We start from the raw sequence: 16,248 nt of genomic DNA, 5'->3' as shown, positions 1-16,248 counted from the left end.
TACTCCTGCAAGCCCATGACCGTCACGCTAAGGCACCGCCACGCGGTACGACAATCCCCAACCGCGCCCAGTAAGGAAACTGTGGAAAACTCACCCACGCCAGACATAGTTATCCACAGCTGGGCCGCCCAGCCAGAATTAGGTAGTGCGGTAGCAAGGCCATCCGACCTATCCTGAATGATCGGGCTCGGTGCTGACCAACAAAACTAATTCACCCCAAAACCAAAAGAGCCGGTTTAGAGCAAAACGACGAGGCTCCCAGGGCATCGTGACCCTGGGAGCCTCGTGTTAAAGCGAAAGGAAACTAAAAGCAGCTAGGCGCTAGAAGTTGTCTCGGTCGCGGTTGGTCATGCTCAGCACGTTGAGCTTCTCATCGAGTTCTTCCTCGGTGAGGTTCTTGCCATCGACGAAGCCGAGATCGATGACGGCCTCGCGCACGGTGATCTTCTCGTGCAGCGCATGCTTGGCGGCCTTTGCGGCATTCTCATAGCCGATCTTCGAGTTGAGCGGCGTGACGATGGAGGTGGAGGATTCCGCGAACTTCTTCATCCGCTCCTCATTGGCCTCAATGCCATCGACGCACTTCTCGGCGAAGACACGCGAGACGTTGGCGAGCAGGCGAGCGGACTCTAGGACGTTGCGGGCCATGACGGGAATGAATACGTTGAGCTCGAAGTGGCCATTCGCGCCACCGAAAGCCACGGCGGCGTCGTTGCCGATGACCTGGGCCGAAACCATGGTAGCGGCCTCACAGATAACCGGGTTCACCTTGCCGGGCATGATGGAGGAGCCGGGCTGCAGATCCTTGAGGTGAATCTCCGAAAGGCCAGTTAGCGGGCCGGAGCCCATGAGGCGAATGTCGTTGGCGATCTTGTTGAGGGAGACGGCAATGGTGCGCATTGCGCCGGAGAACTCCACCAAGGCATCACGCGCAGCCTGAGCCTCGAAGTGATTCTCGGCTTCCTTCAGTTCCTCGAGGCCCGTGAGCTTCTTGAGCTCGGCGGTAACCTTGGCGCCGAAATCGGCGGAGGTATTAAGACCGGTGCCGGTGGCGGTGCCGCCAATGGCTAGCTCGCCTAGGCGTGGCAGCGTGGACTTGACCCTTTCGATGCCGAGCTCGATCTGGCGGGCGTAGCCGCCAAACTCCTGGCCGAGGGTGACCGGGGTGGCATCCATGAGGTGGGTGCGGCCAGACTTGACCATGTCCGCGTACTGCTTTGCCTTTGCCAGCAGGGAATCGTGCAATACCTTCAAGCCCGGAATGAGGTCATGGACGGCTGCCTCGGTGGCGGCCACGTGCGTGGCAGTAGGGAAGGTGTCATTAGAGGACTGTCCCATGTTTACGTGGTCATTCGGGTGGATCTCCACGCCGGCCTTGTGCGCGAGGGAGGCAATGACCTCGTTGGTGTTCATGTTCGAGGACGTGCCGGAGCCAGTTTGGAATACATCGATCGGAAAAGCATCATCGTGCTTGCCCTCAGCGATGGCGGTACCGGCAGTGATGATCGCATCAGCTTTCTCCGCGTCTAGGGCGCCGGAGTCCTTGTTGACCTGGGCACATGCGGCTTTGAGGAGGCCGAGCGCACGAATCTGGGTAGCCTCGAGGCCACGGCCCGAAATGGGGAAGTTCTCCACCGCGCGTTGAGTCTGGGCGCGCCACAGGGCATCGGCCGGAACCTTGACCTCACCCATGGTGTCATGTTCGATACGGTACTCAGTCATGAAATCCACCTTTATTATCTGTTGCTCTTTAATAGGCTCTTAAAAAACTAAAAGGAAAACTGTGGGGCGGATGAGCCCTACCTTTTAGTGAGCCGCGTCCCACCCACTGAATGACGGTGGTGAGGAACATAGCCCATTGAACATAGTACCGGGTTGCGCCCCGCGCTTGGCGACGACCCCTTCAACAGGGCCGGGCCGAACGCACCTTAAGCGTCTGCGTCAGCCGCGTTGGAGTAGTCCACGACGGAGTACTCCTGCAGCTTGGAGAGCTTGTGCTGGGAATCGATGTAGCGAATGGTGCCGGACTTAGAACGCATGACCAAAGAGCGCGTGGTTGCACCGTTGGAACGGTAAGACACCCCGCGCAGCATGTCGCCGTTGGTGACGCCAGTGGCAGCAAAGTAGCAGTTATTAGAGGAGACCAAGTCATTGGTACGAAGGACGTGATCGAGATCGTGACCAGCCTTGCGGGCCTTGTCAGCCTCTGCCTCGTCCTTGGGCCAGAGCTTGCCCTGGATTTCTCCGCCCATGCACTTCATGGCGCAGGCGGTGATGATGCCCTCGGGGGTTCCGCCGATACCCATCATCAGGTCGATGGAGTTGGTGGGCTGGCAGGCCGCGATGGCGCCGGCGACGTCACCGTCCATGATGAGGCGAACCTTGGCTCCGGCCTCACGAATTTCCGCGATGAGCTTATCGTGGCGGGGGCGATCAAGAACAACGACAGTGAGGTCAGCGGGGCGGATGCCCTTGGCCTTAGAAACCGATTCGATGTTCCAAGCGACGGACTTGGTGATGTCGATGGAACCAACTGCATCGGGGCCTACGGCGATCTTCTCCATGTAGAACACGGCGGAGGGGTCATACATGGTCCCTCGCTCTGCAGCGGCAATGACGGAAATGGCGTTGGGGCGGCCCTCGGCCATAAGCCGCGTGCCGTCGACCGGATCGACCGCGATGTCCATGGCAGCGCCTTCACCGTTGCCGACATGCTCGCCATTGAAGAGCATCGGGGCCTCGTCCTTTTCCCCCTCGCCGATGACTACAACGCCATTCATCGACACGGAATTGATGAGCTTTCGCATGGCATCAACCGCCGCGCCGTCACCCTCATTCTTCATGCCACGGCCGACCCACCGGCCGGAAGCGAGTGCCGCCGCCTCGGTGACGCGCACGAGCTCCATCGCAAGATTGCGGTCGGGCGTTTGAGAAGTGTTTTCGGACATGTGTTAATGCTGCCTTCCGTGTTAAAGAGTAAAGCTAAATCATTGCTTGAGTGATGCTTGCCGAGGGGGTTCCAAGGGGCACCTACCTATTCTTGCACTTTTTGCTTATAAGTAAGCCTTGTTTGCAACCCCAAAAGTGGGAGGGAGCGATTGTGCACGGGCTTCGGCAGACAGAAGCACTGGTCGCGGTGACGGCTGCGGGGCAATGCAAGCGAAGTTGAGTCTAGGAGAGTGAAGTTATCTAAAGCCTGCGCAGGCGTGCGATACTGGTGCGCGTGGCAGCTGAAGAAAAACCAAAGATTTTTGAAGGCGCCAAGGACATCACTTTGTCCTTGGGCGTTACCGTGATCGCCATGTTGGCGGTGGTCGGCGCAACCGGCCTGTGCACGATCAACCCCGAGTCCAGCCAGCAGGCAGTCCAGGAAGTAGATGCACAGACTTTCTTGGAGATGGAGGCCAGAGTGGGAGATACCGCAGTTCGCAGTCCCCAGATGCCCCAGGGCTGGAAGCCTAATGCCGCCCGCCGCGCATCCGTCGCTGGCACAAACGCCCCTAGGGTCAGCTGGGTGACGGATTCTCAAGGCTATGTTGAGTCGACCCAGACCTCCCTGAGCGCCGCTGATGCCATCAAGGGCTATGACTCGAAGTACCGCCCGGATACCACCATGCGTCAAGTAGACGGCGTGGACGTAGAGGTTGCCAGCTCCGAGGATAAGGACGTGCGCCGGCTATGGGTGGTCGATCTTGGTGACGAGCGCGTTATCATCTCCGGCGCCGCGGACGACGGCGACTTCGAGACAGCCGTGCGCGCTTTCCTTCGCGCCCAGCCCCTGCCTAACTCCAGCGCTGCCTAAAGAGCCGAGAACTCAATTTCCTCTAGGCCCTCGGCGCCGCGCACGGTGACGCCTTCTCCTGCCGCAGCGATGGCCTGTGCGAGTGAATTCTGGTCGAGGCCGTTGAGGCGAGTCCGATTGAGGTAGACCTCGACCTTCTCGTGCTTGGATAGGCTAGGGCGCAGAATCACCGCCTTCAAGGAATCCGCTTTAAAACGCAGTAGCAGCGAGCCGGAATAGTAGCTTAATTCCTCTCCTGCCACTTCGTGGGCTGGGCCGAAAAACTCCTCTGCCAGGGTGCGGGAATCACCGAAGCACAAGGAACCAGCAGAACCGGACTTGGATACGAAATCTACTCGGTCACCGGGATAAGCAAAGATCTGCATTAGCTTTCTTCCTCCTCGCTCGAGTCCGCAACTGCGGCTGACTGGGTATCCGCATCACCGTGCGCAGCAAGAGCCTCCTCAACGCGCCGAGACGCGCCATCGAGGTGCGCCTCGCAGGCCTTTGCAAGAGCCTCTCCGCGCTCCCAATAGCGCAGGGACTCATCCAGTCCCATCTGGCCGAGCTCGAGAATCTTCACTGTTTCGATGAGCTCGTCGCGCGCCTGCTCATAGCTGAGTTGCTCCACAGGGGGGAAAGCATCCTCCCTTAATTCTCCGGTGCCGAAAGCATCATTAGCCATACTTTTCTCCTTTTAATCTTCAAGTAACTGTGTTGTGAGGCGGTGCCGTGAATCCGTGCTAATCGGCTGGCTGGGCTGCCATCGCCGCTGCGGTAATCGAGCCATCTCCCACCCGAATTCGCAACTGGGAACCCGGTGGAGATTGGCGGTAAGAGTTAACAACCTCTGGGCCGGAACCGTCGCGCGGAATCACTTGCACGACGGCGTAGCCACGCTCGAGGGTGGCGGCCGGACCCAGTGCCGAGACCTGGGCACGCAGCGCAGAGACGCGGGAGGTTTCGCGCTCGAGGCGGAAGGATATGTCACGCCGGGCCAGGGCGAGCGCACGCCGCACCTCCTCGCGCTGGGCCCGAATAGGAACGAGCGGATCCGCCAATACCGGGCGTGATCGCACGGTAGCCAGGCTGCGGCGCTCGCGTTCAACCCAGCCCCGCAGCGCCGCTGCCATGCGTGAGCGTGCCTCAGTGATGAGGGCATACTCCTCGCTGGCCGCAGGCACCACGCGCTTGGCGGCGTCCGTGGGAGTGGCCGCACGCAAGTCCGCCACGTTATCGAGTACGGGGGAGTCGGGTTCATGGCCGATGGCGGAGACCACCGGCGTGCGCGCAGCCGCCACCGCGCGCTGCAGAGCTTCCTCGGAGAAAGGCAAGAGATCTTCCACCGAACCACCGCCGCGCGCGATGATAATGACATCCACCTCGGGATCGGCATCCAAGGTGCGCAGAGCATCAATGACTTGCGGGACCGCGTTGGCTCCCTGCACCGCCGTGTTGATGACGCGAAACTGCACGGCCGGCCAGCGGTCAGCAGCCACGCTAAGAACGTCACGTTCGGCGGCAGAGCCGCGCCCGGTGATAAGGCCAATGCGCTGTGGAAGGTAGGGGAGTGGCAGCTTGTGAGAAGGCTCGAAAAGGCCCTCGGCGGCAAGCGTCCGGCGCAGTTTTTCTATGCGGGCCAAGAGATCCCCAATGCCGACATGGCGAATCTCAGTGGTCCACAGCGAGAAAGAAGCGCGCCCAGCGTAGAACGCGGGCTTGCCATGAACCACAACTCGGTCGCCGTCCTTCAACGGCGCGTCGAGCCCGCGAATGAGATCGGTGGGGCAGGTCAACTGCACCGATTTTTCCTGCTCGACATCACGCAAGGTGAGATAAGACAGCTTCCACGAAGGCTTGACATTTACTTGCGTGAGCTGCCCCTCGACCCACAGATACCCCAGGCGTTCAATCCAACCCTTGACCTGCTCGTTGACCTTGCCTACAGGCCATGGGGTCTCCGGTGTTGATGCCGGTTGGTTCACAAGCTGCGACCTTTCTGGGCGGAGTTCTACTTACCTTGCACAGTCTATTGATCCCCAGGCCCCCGCGTCGCGCTGGGGTGGCCAGGATGGTGGGGATTGCACGCTTTGTGTACATGGCTACTGTTTTTTGGAACGTTTAGTTACTCTGGGGTCTATGACTGATGTAGGCAAGAATGTTCTTCTCGCGGCGCCGCGCGGTTATTGCGCTGGTGTCGATCGCGCCGTGGAAACGGTGGAGAAGGCACTAGAAAAGTACGGCGCACCCATTTACGTGCGCAAGCAGATCGTGCACAATCGCTACGTCGTAGAATCCCTGGCGCAGCGCGGCGTCATCTTTGTCGAGGAAGCATCGGAGGCGCCTGAGGGCGCGCACTTGGTTTTCTCGGCACATGGCATCTCGCCCGCCGTGCGGGACGAGGCCCAAGATCGGCGCCAGCTCACCCTCGATGCCACCTGCCCGCTGGTGACCAAGGTGCACCGCGAGGTGCAGCGCTTCCACCGCGACGGATTCCACATTCTCTTGGTCGGCCACGAGGGTCACGAAGAGGTAGAAGGAACCGCCGGGGAGGCCCCCGAGGTAACACACTTAGTGGATGGGGTAGAGGGCGTCGCCAAGCTGCCTGCTTGGCTCGAGGACGAAAAGCTGGTGTGGCTCTCGCAGACCACCTTGTCCGTGGATGAGACCATCACCATTGTCAACGAGCTGCGCAAGCGCTTTCCACATCTGCAGAATCCGCCTTCGGATGATATTTGCTATGCCACCCAAAACCGGCAGGAATCCGTCAAGGCTATTGCTCCCAAGTGCGATCTGATGATTGTGGTGGGATCGCAGAATTCCTCCAACTCGAAGCGTTTGGTCGAAGTAGCACTCGAGGCAGGCTCGAAGACCTCCTACCTCATTGACTTCGCCTCCGAAATTGATGAGTCCTGGCTCGAGGGAGTGCGCACAGTTGGCGTAACCTGCGGTGCTTCGGTTCCGGAATTGCTGGTGCGTGAGGTACTCGAGTACTTGGACGAGCGCGGGTATAGCGATGTAGAACAGGTTACTACCACCACGGAGACCATTCAGTTCTCCCTGCCGCGGGACCTTCGCCCCGCGCGTACCTAGGTTCTATTCCTATTCAAGGCGGTCCCATGTGGGGCCGCCTTCTTCGTTGTGCTCTTGTAGGCGATGGCTGGGTCGCGGGGGCGGAGGGTTATCGCCCGCCCTGCGGTGGGGATCCGGTTGCGGCGGCGCTTGGCGAAGTCTGTCCTCCCTCTCCGCTGCCTGTTCCCGGCGGCGCTGCTCTCTATCCTTGCCCCACTGGCGGGAGCTCGGCCGTGGAGCAGTGGTGGTTCGAGTGGCCTGTTTGGCGGCCTCGTTGCGCGCGAGGATCTCTGCGACCGACAGGCGCTCGGACTTGGCCTTGCGGTCTGCCTCGGCGGCGGCCCGCCTTGTGCGGCGGGCCTGCTCATTGTGGCTGCGTAGACGTGCCCGATCGCGCCATAGACGCAGGAGTGCAATGATCAATGCTCCGCCGGTTCCCAAGGCGAGCACCGGGAAGTTCTCGACAAGGGGGAAGGCCGAGGTCAACAGTATGGTCTTGGAGAAGGGGCTGGCCCCTTCCGGCGCCGCGCCGCGCGCGATGAGCCATCCGGTCGCCAGGACACTCGCGAAGAAGAACAGCGGCAGAGAGGAGACCAAGATAAAAAGGCCTGGTTTCTCAATAAATAGCGAAAGCGCGATGGCTGCCACGACGAAGCAGAGGAGGAAAGGCCACGCGATGGCCCCGCTCATCATGCTCAGCAACAAGCCTGTGACCATAGCAGCAGTCAAGATAAGAAGCCCCATAGCCGTGTTAAGTTCGGGCGCTGGGGCGCTTTGACTCCGCTGGGCTCGGTGGTTGCTCTTTTTAGCTACTGACACGTGGGAGAATCCTACATGCTCCGGTGACCTTTTCGTTACTCATTTCTCTCGTGGTAGGCGAAATCGTGGCCTGTGTCTCAGACTATTCGGCACCGGGGTGGCTGTGGCGCGGCCAGGTTTCTACCGGATAGGGCTGGGGTGGAAGTCTGTCGCTGCGTGCGGGGATCTCCAGCTCGTTGAGTTTGCGGGCCGTGACCGCTACGCGGGAGTCGAGTGAGCTCAACGTGGCGTTGTAGGCCTCGACGGCCTTCTCGAGGTTTCTCCCCACCCGCGAATAGTGCTCAGTAACGGTATTGAGGCGCGAATAGAGTTCTCTGCCCAGCCTGAGGACCTCCCGCGCCTTGTCAGAGACATCTTCCTGACGCCATCCCAACGCCACCGTCCTCAGCAGGCCGAAGAGCGAAGACGGGGTGGCGATGACGACGTTCTTCTCAAAACCAAACTCGATGAGCTCTGGGTCCTCAGATAATGCCGCGTCGAGGAAAGGATCCGCAGGCACGAAAAGAACAACGAACTCCGGAGTGGGGGAGAAAGCCTCGATATAGTCCTTTTGAGAAAGCGCCTTGACGTGATTTCGCAGTAAATGGGCGTGATGACGCAGATAGGCGCGATGCTCCTCCGGATCCTCGGTCTCGAGCGCATCGAGATAAGAGCTGAAGGGAGCCTTTGCGTCGACCACGATCCTGCGGCCTCCTGCGAGGTTGATGATCATGTCTGGGCGGACCACAGTCCCTGCGACGTGCGCGCTGACCTGGGTGTCAAAGTCCACATGCTTGTTCATGCCTCCCAGTTCCACGACCCTCTGGAGCTGCACTTCACCCCAGCGACCGCGCACATTGGGTGAGCGCAGTGCGCTGACCAACTTATCGGTGCGATCAGTCAGGCGCGTGGAGGTACGCGTAACCGCCTGCACCTGGCTGGTGAGTGAGGCGAAAGTGGTAGCGCGATCCTCCTCAATTTCCTGCAGCTGATAGCCCAGCCTGTCCATGGCCTTCTCAAGAGGCTGCAACTCCGCCTGCCGACGCTGCGACTCTTGAAGAGCCTTGTGGCTCTCATTGGGTTGGGCTCGCGTGGTGGCATAGGCGTGGGCGAGCCACCCCAGCACCGCTCCGAGCACCAGTCCGAGGAAGAGCAATAACACGGGCAGAGAAGTCGTCATAGCCTCCAGTATCCTCGCGCCACGGACATATGACCTTTAACGGCGAAAGCGCGGATGCAACAAGTGTTCGAAAGACTCTACCGCACGCTTGATGTTGGCCCGCACGGCTGGGCGCTCGTTGTCGCTACCATCGGTGGCTCGCGCCACAGCATCGTCGAGAGAGGGGCTGTCTGCTCCCTGCGCGGCGACGTCATCCGGCGCTCCAGAAGGCGCCGCGTAGTCGGGGATCTTGAGCCACTCTTCGCGCCTATGCAGCCCCTGCTTTTCCGTGTAACGGCCGATGAGGAATCCCGCGCCTGTTGCAAAGTGTAGATCTCCGGCCTTCTTCTCTCCGGACTGCAGCATCATCATGTCCTGGAAGTAGCGATAGGCCACCGCTACCATCGCGGCGGTGGGCACGGCGAGGAATGCTCCGATGAGATCGAAAAGCGCCGAGCCGACAGTCACTGAAATGAGCACGATGACCGGGTGCAGGTTCATCGCCTTCGATTGCAGCCACGGGGAGAGCACGTTGCCCTCGAGCTGCTGCACCAGCAGGACGAGGCCAAGTACCAACAGCGCCTCGGTCACGCCGAGAGAAACCAAGGCGATGACAACTGAAAGCGTGCCGGCCAAAATCGCTCCGACAAAGGGAATGAAGCCGGCGATGAAAGTAATGATCGCTAGTGCCATGGCCAGGGGGACGCCGATGAGGGCGAGGCCGATGCCGATAAAAACGGCGTCGACAAGCGATACTAGTGCCTGAGCACGGACGAATCCGCCGAGTGTGTTCCACCCGCGAGTCAACAGCTCGGTCAGGTGCCAGCCGGTGCGACGGCCCGTGGCTTTACGCAGCCACGGGAGGAAATGGTGCCCATCCTTGAGGAAGAAGAAGGTCAAGACCAGCACGATGAACAAGGTCACCAGGATCGAGGTGACTGTGCCGATGCCAGTGAAGACGGAGCCCGCGATGGCGCCCGCGCGTTGTTGCAACCACGACGCCGCCTCGTCGATGTAGCGGCCCATGTCATTGCTGTCGAGGTTCAGCGGTGGCCCCTGTGCCCACAGCTGGAGGCGCTGGATGCCCTCAACCGTCTGCAAATAGAGGGTCTGGGACTGCCGGGCGAAGTCAGGCGCGATGAAGGTGACGAGCACCCCAACGGCGGTGAAGGAGAAAAGTATCGTTACGACCGCCGCAGCCGCAGCAGGGAAGTGATGGTTGCGCAGGAAGCGAGCCATGGGCGAGAGCACCGTGCAGATGATGAGTGCCAAGAGTACGGGGAGGATACCGCCCCAGAGGTTGCCCGCCATCTTATAAATTGCGAAGAGGAAGACGGTGATGATGAGTAGGCGCACGGCCCACAGCGACGAGGCCTTGATGACCTCGCCGACAACCACCGAACGATCGACCTGGTTTCCGGGTGGGTGGGGAGATACCTCGTCGAGGGAGCTGGTGTCTATCGACTCATCGAACTTCTCCCCAAGCGCGGCTTCGGGCCCTTCCGCAGGAGATGGCTTATCAGAACTCACCCCACCATCTTGCCTCATAAAAGGGCCGGTGCGTTAGGATTGGCTCCGTGAGTCTTACACTTGGAATCGTCGGTCTGCCTAACGTAGGCAAGTCCACGCTGTTTAATGCCCTGACCCGTTCTGATATTTTGGCGGCGAACTACCCCTTCGCCACCATCGAGCCCAATGTCGGACTCGTGGAGCTGCCGGATGCCCGCCTCAAGCGCTTGGCGGAAATCTTCGGCTCCGAGCGGATCCTGCCGGCTACCGTGTCTTTCGTTGACATCGCCGGCATCGTCGAGGGCGCTTCCAAGGGCGAAGGCATGGGAAATGCCTTCTTGGCCAATATCCGCGAGGCAGATGCTATCTGTCAGGTCGTGCGCGCGTTCTCTGATGATAACGTCATCCACGTTGACGGCAAGGTCGACCCCAGCCACGACATCTCGGTGATTAATACCGAACTCATCTTGGCTGATCTACAGACCATTGAGAAAGCACTGCCGCGCCTCGAGAAGGAAGCCAAGAAGCACAAGGAGCTGGCAGAGAACGTCGCTGCCACCCAGCAGGCGCAGGCAATCCTCGAGGATGATCGCACGCTCTTCGCGGCCTCTGAGATTGGCGAGATTAACCTTTCCTTGCTCCGGGACCTGCACCTGATGACCGCTAAGCCTTTCTTGTATGTGTTTAACTCCGACGAGGCGGTCCTCACGGATGATGCGAAGAAGGCTGAGCTAAGCACGCTCGTTGCGCCGGCCCAAGCCGTATTCCTCGACGCACAGTCCGAGACGGAACTGCTCGAGCTCGATGAGGCAGAAGCGCTCGAGCTGCTCGAAGCTGTGGGCCAGGACGAGCCCGGGCTTGCCACGCTCGCCAAGGCAGGTTTTGCCACCCTCGGCCTGCAGACTTACCTCACCGCTGGCCCGAAGGAGTCCCGCGCGTGGACCATCAAGCAGGGCTCGGCCGCGCCGCAGGCCGCGGGAGTCATCCACACGGACTTCGAGAAGAAGTTCATCAAGGCAGAAATCGTTTCCTTCGCAGACCTTGATGCCGCAGGCTCCATGGCCGAGGCCCGCTCGGAGGGCAAGGTCCGCCAAGAAGGCAAGGAATACATCATGCAGGACGGCGACGTCTGCGACTTCAAGATCGGCGGCTAAGCGCACCGCTGCTTGCAACCACGCCTGTCCCTTCGCGTACACACAGCGAGGTTTTGCTGCGCGCTTTTACCGCGAGTGTGCCCGCGAAGGGACAGCAGGGCAGCAACATGGCTACATCGAGGCAGCAACACGGCCACAGCAGGATAAGATACAGACCAACAGAGCACTTGAAGCAGGTAGGTAACCCTTGCTAGAGTGGTAGCTCTGAAGGGGAGTAGCTCGTCCGCGCAGCGGATGGTTGGTCGACATACTGGTGCTTCGCACCCGGCCACCCTGCCGCAGGATAATCCTGAGGTGAGCGAGACCTTCGGTCCGTAGAAACTACGTCGGCCGAGCTCCTTTTGAGATAGCGGCTGACGCCGACTGTCCGAAGGTGCACCATGTCTATCCCCTCTGAACAGCTCATCCTTGAGCGTTTCATGAAACTATCGATTGCCGCTGCTGTGGCAACGATCGGCCTTAAGTCTCTAGCCGCTTATCTCACAGGATCGGTCGGTTTCCTCTCCGATGCGCTGGAATCCGGCGTCAATCTCGTCGCCGCCGTCGTGGGATTTATCGCGCTGCGCATTGCTGCGAAGCCCGCTGACGATAACCACCAATTCGGCCACGGAAAGGCGGAGTATGTCTCCGCGCTCGTGGAGGGTGCGATGATCTTCGTCGCAGCGGCGCTCATTATTTACACGGCGGCGGAGCGCCTGCTTGACCCGCGCCCCCTCGACCAGCCCGGTATCGGCCTCGTGCTTTCTTTATTGGCTTCTGCGCTTAATCTAGTGGTCGGCCTGGCTCTATTGCGCTATGGAAAGCAGTATCGATCCGCTACTTTGTCGGCGGATGGACATCATCTCTTGACTGATGTGTGGACCTCCGTTGGGGTTTTGGTCGGAATAGTTGCCGTGGCGCTCACAGATTGGCTGTGGTTGGATCCCCTCATCGCCTTCGCTGTTGGTATCAACATCTTGTGGACGGGCTACCGCTTGCTACAAAGCTCGCTGCGCAGCCTGCTCTCGGAGGCCCTTCCCAAAGAGGAAACCGATGCGATCGATGCTCTCTTGTCCGAAGAAGAAGATAAGCACGGGGTGTCCTTCACTTCCCGTCGGACTATCGCTTCCGGTCGCCAGCGGTTGGTCTATCTCACCATGGAAGTGCCGGGGCAATGGAGCGTGCTGTCCTCGCATGGAGTTGCTGATGAGGTTGAAGAGGCCGTCGACAAGCTCTTTCCGGGGGCGGAGGTATTCATCCACGTTGAGCCTGCTGGGGTTCGCCACCGACGGATCATGCGGATGTTTTAGGTACCGCGCAGGCTGGCTACGGCGACGCCTCCTTGCATCACCCACGGCCAGCTCAGCCCGTTCGGGGTGAGGATGTCTCCGCGCAGGTGTGGCGGGAGGACAAGATCTTTGTTGGCATAGCCGAGCAGATACTCATCGAAGGCCGGCAGCCCCAATCGCAGTTCGAGCGCGTGCTGAATATCTTCGGCGCTCACATCACGGTGCCAGTGAGGCATCCACATGAGCTGTCCGGCGGCTTCAACCTGCACGGCGTCGATGCTAGCGAAGGCCTTCAAAGCCTGGGACTTCGACAGCGCCGACCAAGCCATGAGATCGGCGACCCCGACCGGGCCATGTCCCGCGACGTAGCGCGCGGCGAGCTCGGCGAAGGGATCCGAGGGCTCGAACTGTTCGACGCCTAGCGCGTCAACCCTAAGAAAAATCTCTTGTGCTCCGCGCCGTGGCCCCTGCACCACCTCCCCCTCGCCGCCAAAAGCGCGCAGCAGGTGCGATCCGCGGTTGTCGCCGGGGTCTATTCCGGCGGCGGAGAATACCTCGTAGATTTCTTTCCTCGTTAGGGGGGGGACGAGACGGCTTCGAGTAGCGCCTGCCTAGCCCGCGTCACCATCTCCTCGCTGAGCCCGAGGGCGGCTCGTGGCCCACGCTGGGAATTAGCCACGCGGGGATAGAGCAGCTTCGACATCCAACGCACGTCGGCGGCGTGGAGGAAATGCAAGGTCCCGCGCTGCGGCCAGGAGCGCACGAGCTCGAGAGTGCGAACCTCGTCGGTTATAGCGGCGTCGTCTAAGCCGCAGCGAAGGCCCAGGGCTCTGATGCCGGCAGGGTAGTTCTGCGCCTGGAGCGCGAGGAGCCGTGCTGCGACGTCTCTTCCGTTGCGCAACCCCTCGCGTGCAGGGGTTGGCGCGAGGCCTTGGGAGATAAGGCGCCGGGCGAGCAGTTCAGAGGTGTCCATGCTTCAAGAGTCTAAACCTCCGCCGACGGCGAATTCCTTTTAGAATGGCGAAAATGACTTCCCTACATGAACGCGCCCAAGGCGTCCTCTACGGCCAGATTATTGGAGATTCCCTCGGCTCCCTCGTGGAGTTCCAGGGGGCAGAAGCAATTCGCGCTAAATATCCGGAGGGGGTGCGCGAGCTGGCGGATGGCGGACACCTCCAGCTGACTGCGGGCCAGCCCACGGACGATTCCGAGATGGCCCTCGCCCTTGCCCGCAGCCTGGTGAAAGAGGGGAGTTTTTGTCAGGACACGGTCCACGAGGCCTATCGCCGTTGGGCGCGTTCCCACCCCTTTGACATTGGAAATACCTGCGCGAATGCGCTTCGAAACGATGATTTCAACCCCGATTCCCAGGCCAACGGTGCGCTCATGCGCATCTCGCCCTTGGCCGTGGCCTATCACCGCAACCCAGGCATGGCCGCCCGCCTCGCGCTTGTCGACGGCCACTTCACCCACATCGCCGCCCTCACCGACGAGGCCAATGCTTTCTATGTCACGGCGCTGGCGGAGGTCGTTGCTGGCAAGGACGCGAAACAGGCCGTCCAGGATAATTTGCGGCTCTATCCGCATGAGCTAGACGGCTCCCTGCCTGATGTCAGCCGCTCCATCGGCTGGGTCGACCATGCCGTGCGCTTGGTCGATTGGGCGGTCGCGGCGGACCTAGGCTTTGAGGAGAGCCTGGTTAAGGTAGTAGGCCTAGGCGGGGATAGCGATACCAACGCGGCCATCGTCGGCGCGTTTTTGGGCGGCGCCTACGGCGTTAATGCTATTCCTCAGCGCTGGCGCACGGTTGTTGATAACTGCCAGCCTGCGCATGATCGTCCGGCGGAGTATAACCCGTGCGACGTAGCGCAGCTGGCCATCCGTTTGGCAGACTTGCTGGGATAGTCCCCGCAATTCCCTCTTGAAACACCTCTAAAACGCCCGCACGGTCCCTTCGCGAGCACAGAGGCCGAGAAACCTGCGCAGTTTCCGCGTGCCGGTGCCCGCGAAGGGACGGTGGGGAGGAACGAGACGGTGCGGCTTTAGGAGCTAACCGCAGCGGGGGAATTGGCGTCGGTTGCAGGATCGGAATCCATGAGATGCTTGACGCCACGCTCGGCGTCATCCCAGACCTGTTGGTTTTGGATGCCGGCGCGCTTTGCCACAACGGTAGCGGCGAGAGCCTGGCCGGTAACGTTGACGGCGGTGCGGCCCATATCGATGATGGGCTCGATGGCGAGCAGCAGGCCCACGCCGGCCAGCGGAAGCCCCAGCGTGGACAACGTCAGGGTGAGCATGACGGTGGCTCCGGTGGTACCCGCCGTGGCAGCAGATCCAATGACAGAGACGAAGATGATGAGCAGGTACTGCGTCAAGCCAAGGTCGATGCCGTAGAACTGCGCCACGAAGATGGCAGCGATGGCGGGGTAGACCGAGGCACATCCGTCCATCTTGGTGGTTGCTCCCAGCGGGATGGCGAAGGAGGCGTACTCGCGGGGCACGCCCATAGCCTGCTCGCTAAAACGCTGCGTGACGGGCATAACTCCCATGGAGGAACGAGTAACGAAGCCGAGTGAGGTTACAGGCCAGACGCGCTTGAAGAAGCCGATGACCGGAATCCCATTGAACTTCAACACGGCCGGGTAGACCACGACCATGACGAGCGCCAGACCGACGTACATGGCTAGCACAAACTTGCCCAGGGAACCGAGTGCATCCCATCCATAGGTGGAGACTGCCTTGCCGATGAGCGCGGCGGTGCCAATCGGCGCCAAGCGGATGATCCACCACAAGATGACCTGGATGACCTTCAGGAAGGACTCGGTGAACCTTAAGAAAGGGTCGGCGGCCTGTCCGGCTTTCACTGCCGCGATGCCGATTGCCAGCGAGATGACCAAGAGTTGCAAGGCACCGAAGCTCAAGGAAATATGATCTTCGGAAAGTGATCCCTGGAGGCCGAGGAAGTTACTTGGCAGCAACGACTGCAAGAAGGCTGTCCACGAGCCGGTGCTGGAAGGATCGGCGGCGGTGGAGGGATCGACGCTCGTTCCTACGCCTGGGCGCATGATGAGGGCGACTGCGATGCCGACGAGTACTGAGAAGAACGCGGTAATGGCGAACCATACCAACGTCGATACCGCCAGGGAAGCGGCGTTGGCGACTTTGCGCAGGTTAGCTACCGAGGTCACAACCGCAGCGAAGATCAGCGGCGGGACCATGACTTTCAGCAGTTGGACGTAGGCGGAACCAACCCCGGTCAAGGTCTGGGTGAGCAGGCCGGGGTTCTCTGGGTCGGTGTCGAGCCCTGCTGCGATAAAGCCCAGGATGAGGCCGATGATGAGACCGGCGATGACCTGGGCGCCAAAACCCGTGGCCCAACCGGGCAGCAGGTGACGGCGCGTGGTGGTGGAATTCATGAAAAGCCCTTCGAGTCTACTTCGACTAGTGCGAACCAGTCAGACTGAAAAATCTAGACTGCTCGGTTTGTACTCAGCACAACACATTAGC

General features: G+C 60.6%; 16 protein-coding genes. 5 read left to right on the top strand and 11 right to left on the bottom strand.

The window, feature by feature from the left end:
• Window positions 1-321: 321 nt before the first annotated feature.
• Window positions 322-1,722 (bottom strand): class II fumarate hydratase, encoded by a 1,401-nt coding sequence (locus B2696_RS00910; protein ID WP_286953367.1) that lies wholly within the window; start codon window positions 1,720-1,722, stop codon window positions 322-324.
• A 206-nt stretch (window positions 1,723-1,928) separates the two neighbouring features.
• On the bottom strand, window positions 1,929-2,948 hold the full coding sequence (glpX, locus tag B2696_RS00905; protein ID WP_286953366.1) for a class II fructose-bisphosphatase: 1,020 nt from the start codon (window positions 2,946-2,948) through the stop codon (window positions 1,929-1,931).
• Window positions 2,949-3,223: 275 nt separating this feature from the next.
• Here glpX and B2696_RS00900 point away from each other — a divergent pair, with 275 nt between their 5' ends.
• Complete coding sequence (locus B2696_RS00900; RefSeq protein ID WP_075731072.1) at window positions 3,224-3,802, top strand: DUF4245 domain-containing protein; 579 nt, start codon at window positions 3,224-3,226, stop codon at window positions 3,800-3,802.
• On the opposite strand, the gene B2696_RS00895 is transcribed toward B2696_RS00900, so the two are convergent.
• The 3 genes from B2696_RS00895 to xseA are packed head-to-tail and all read right to left on the bottom strand — an operon-like array spanning window position 3,799 to window position 5,766.
• The gene (locus B2696_RS00895) at window positions 3,799-4,167 is read right to left on the bottom strand and encodes a hypothetical protein (RefSeq protein WP_075729533.1); all 369 of its coding nucleotides are present in this window, start codon (window positions 4,165-4,167) and stop codon (window positions 3,799-3,801) included. The two genes, B2696_RS00900 and B2696_RS00895, sit on opposite strands and share 4 nt — an antisense overlap.
• Window positions 4,167-4,466 (bottom strand): exodeoxyribonuclease VII small subunit, encoded by a 300-nt coding sequence (locus tag B2696_RS00890; RefSeq protein WP_276623515.1) that lies wholly within the window; start codon window positions 4,464-4,466, stop codon window positions 4,167-4,169. The genes B2696_RS00895 and B2696_RS00890 overlap by 1 nt, the downstream gene beginning before the upstream one ends.
• Before the next feature lie 58 nt (window positions 4,467-4,524).
• Window positions 4,525-5,766 (bottom strand): exodeoxyribonuclease VII large subunit, encoded by a 1,242-nt coding sequence (gene xseA / locus B2696_RS00885; protein ID WP_075729535.1) that lies wholly within the window; start codon window positions 5,764-5,766, stop codon window positions 4,525-4,527.
• Window positions 5,767-5,920: 154 nt separating this feature from the next.
• Between xseA and B2696_RS00880 the strand changes: the two genes are divergently transcribed.
• On the top strand, window positions 5,921-6,874 hold the full coding sequence (locus B2696_RS00880) for a 4-hydroxy-3-methylbut-2-enyl diphosphate reductase (RefSeq protein ID WP_075729536.1): 954 nt from the start codon (window positions 5,921-5,923) through the stop codon (window positions 6,872-6,874).
• A gap of 9 nt (window positions 6,875-6,883) precedes the next feature.
• On the opposite strand, the gene B2696_RS00875 is transcribed toward B2696_RS00880, so the two are convergent.
• From B2696_RS00875 to B2696_RS00865, 3 genes are all read right to left on the bottom strand, one after another.
• On the bottom strand, window positions 6,884-7,597 hold the full coding sequence (locus B2696_RS00875) for a DUF6542 domain-containing protein (RefSeq protein ID WP_312954952.1): 714 nt from the start codon (window positions 7,595-7,597) through the stop codon (window positions 6,884-6,886).
• A gap of 157 nt (window positions 7,598-7,754) precedes the next feature.
• Window positions 7,755-8,831: a DNA recombination protein RmuC gene (locus tag B2696_RS00870; RefSeq protein WP_286953359.1), complete on the bottom strand. Its 1,077-nt coding sequence runs from the start codon at window positions 8,829-8,831 to the stop codon at window positions 7,755-7,757.
• A 36-nt stretch (window positions 8,832-8,867) separates the two neighbouring features.
• Window positions 8,868-10,358, bottom strand: coding sequence for an AI-2E family transporter (locus tag B2696_RS00865; protein ID WP_286953357.1), 1,491 nt, complete (start codon window positions 10,356-10,358; stop codon window positions 8,868-8,870).
• 29 nt (window positions 10,359-10,387) lie between these two features.
• Here B2696_RS00865 and ychF point away from each other — a divergent pair, with 29 nt between their 5' ends.
• The gene (gene ychF, locus B2696_RS00860) at window positions 10,388-11,473 is read left to right on the top strand and encodes a redox-regulated ATPase YchF (RefSeq protein ID WP_286953355.1); all 1,086 of its coding nucleotides are present in this window, start codon (window positions 10,388-10,390) and stop codon (window positions 11,471-11,473) included.
• A 380-nt stretch (window positions 11,474-11,853) separates the two neighbouring features.
• Window positions 11,854-12,762: a cation diffusion facilitator family transporter gene (locus tag B2696_RS00855; RefSeq protein ID WP_286953353.1), complete on the top strand. Its 909-nt coding sequence runs from the start codon at window positions 11,854-11,856 to the stop codon at window positions 12,760-12,762.
• On the opposite strand, the gene B2696_RS00850 is transcribed toward B2696_RS00855, so the two are convergent.
• Both B2696_RS00850 and B2696_RS00845 read right to left on the bottom strand, forming a co-directional pair.
• Entirely contained in the window at window positions 12,759-13,277 is a 519-nt protein-coding gene (locus B2696_RS00850; RefSeq protein ID WP_286953385.1) for a DNA glycosylase AlkZ-like family protein, read from the bottom strand. The genes B2696_RS00855 and B2696_RS00850 overlap by 4 nt on opposite strands.
• 38 nt (window positions 13,278-13,315) lie before the next feature.
• On the bottom strand, window positions 13,316-13,714 hold the full coding sequence (locus tag B2696_RS00845; protein WP_286953351.1) for a DNA glycosylase AlkZ-like family protein: 399 nt from the start codon (window positions 13,712-13,714) through the stop codon (window positions 13,316-13,318).
• A 53-nt stretch (window positions 13,715-13,767) separates the two neighbouring features.
• Between B2696_RS00845 and B2696_RS00840 the strand changes: the two genes are divergently transcribed.
• On the top strand, window positions 13,768-14,646 hold the full coding sequence (locus tag B2696_RS00840) for an ADP-ribosylglycohydrolase family protein (RefSeq protein WP_075729543.1): 879 nt from the start codon (window positions 13,768-13,770) through the stop codon (window positions 14,644-14,646).
• 137 nt (window positions 14,647-14,783) lie between these two features.
• Here B2696_RS00840 and B2696_RS00835 read toward each other — a convergent pair whose 3' ends face one another.
• Window positions 14,784-16,157, bottom strand: a complete 1,374-nt coding sequence (locus B2696_RS00835; protein WP_075729544.1) for a dicarboxylate/amino acid:cation symporter — start codon at window positions 16,155-16,157, stop codon at window positions 14,784-14,786.
• Window positions 16,158-16,248 lie beyond the last annotated feature (91 nt).

Origin of the sequence: Corynebacterium sp. UBA4397, assembly GCF_002390965.1 — a bacterium.
GTDB lineage: Bacteria > Actinomycetota > Actinomycetes > Mycobacteriales > Mycobacteriaceae > Corynebacterium > Corynebacterium flavescens.
This window is presented reverse-complemented; position numbering and strand designations above follow the sequence as displayed.